Source organism: Bartonella sp. TT110JLCBS, assembly GCF_042193405.1.
Taxonomy (GTDB): domain Bacteria; phylum Pseudomonadota; class Alphaproteobacteria; order Rhizobiales; family Rhizobiaceae; genus Bartonella.
The window spans coordinates 1-1,191 of sequence record NZ_JBHILT010000114.1; the positions used below are offsets into that span (position 1 = coordinate 1).

The window sequence follows — 1,191 nt, forward strand, 5'->3', positions numbered from 1 at the left end:
AATGGCGAAGAGCAAGTTTGAACGAACAAAACCGCATGTTAATATTGGTACGATTGGTCACGTTGATCATGGGAAGACCTCATTGACAGCAGCGATTACGAAATATTTTGGTGAATTTAAAGCTTATGACCAAATTGATGCTGCCCCGGAGGAACGCGCACGTGGAATTACTATTTCTACAGCCCACGTTGAGTATGAAACGGAAAATCGTCACTATGCGCACGTTGATTGTCCAGGACACGCTGATTATGTGAAAAACATGATCACAGGGGCAGCACAGATGGATGGTGCTATTTTGGTTGTTTCAGCAGCTGATGGCCCAATGCCTCAGACACGTGAGCATATTTTGCTTGCACGTCAGGTTGGTGTTCCAGCAATTGTTGTTTTTCTTAATAAAGTTGATCAAGTTGATGATGCAGAACTTTTGGAGCTTGTAGAGCTTGAGGTTCGGGAACTTTTATCCAAATATGATTTCCCAGGCGATGATATACCAATTGTTAAGGGTTCTGCGTTAGCAGCCCTTGAGGATAAGGATAAAAGCATTGGTGAAGACGCTGTTCGTCTTTTAATGAGTGAAGTTGATAATTATATTCCAACCCCTGAACGTCCTGTTGATCAACCATTTTTGATGCCGATAGAGGATGTATTTTCGATTTCGGGTCGTGGAACGGTTGTTACGGGTCGTGTTGAGCGTGGTGTTATTAAAGTTGGAGAGGAAATCGAGATTATCGGTATTCGTCCAACGTCTAAGACAACGGTTACGGGCGTTGAAATGTTCCGCAAGCTTTTAGATCAAGGTCAAGCGGGGGATAATATAGGAGCTCTGCTACGTGGTGTTGATCGTGAAGGGATCGAGCGTGGTCAAGTATTGGCGAAGCCAGGATCTGTTACGCCTCATACACGTTTTAAAGCAGAGGCTTACATTTTGACAAAAGATGAAGGTGGGCGTCATACGCCATTTTTCACGAATTATCGCCCTCAGTTTTACTTCCGTACAACGGATGTTACAGGGATTGTTACGCTTCCAGAAGGAACGGAAATGGTTATGCCCGGTGACAATGTTGCCATGGATGTTTCGTTGATTGTTCCGATAGCGATGGAAGAAAAACTTCGTTTTGCTATTCGTGAAGGTGGTCGTACTGTTGGTGCCGGTATCGTCTCTAAGATCATTGAATAAATAATGCTTGTTGA

General features: G+C 43.8%; 1 protein-coding gene. It reads left to right on the forward strand.

Features of this window, described 5'->3' with window-relative positions; translation table 11 throughout:
- Window position 1 precedes the first annotated feature (1 nt).
- On the forward strand, window positions 2-1,177 hold the full coding sequence (gene tuf, locus ACFILW_RS09850) for an elongation factor Tu (protein WP_012755022.1): 1,176 nt from the start codon (window positions 2-4) through the stop codon (window positions 1,175-1,177).
- Window positions 1,178-1,191 lie beyond the last annotated feature (14 nt).

What these genes read in the sequence shown, in the direction of transcription:
- tuf (WP_012755022.1), top strand. Translation starts at nt 2, where the DNA reads ATGGCGAAGAGCAAGTTTGAACGAACAAAACCGCATGTTAATATTGGT.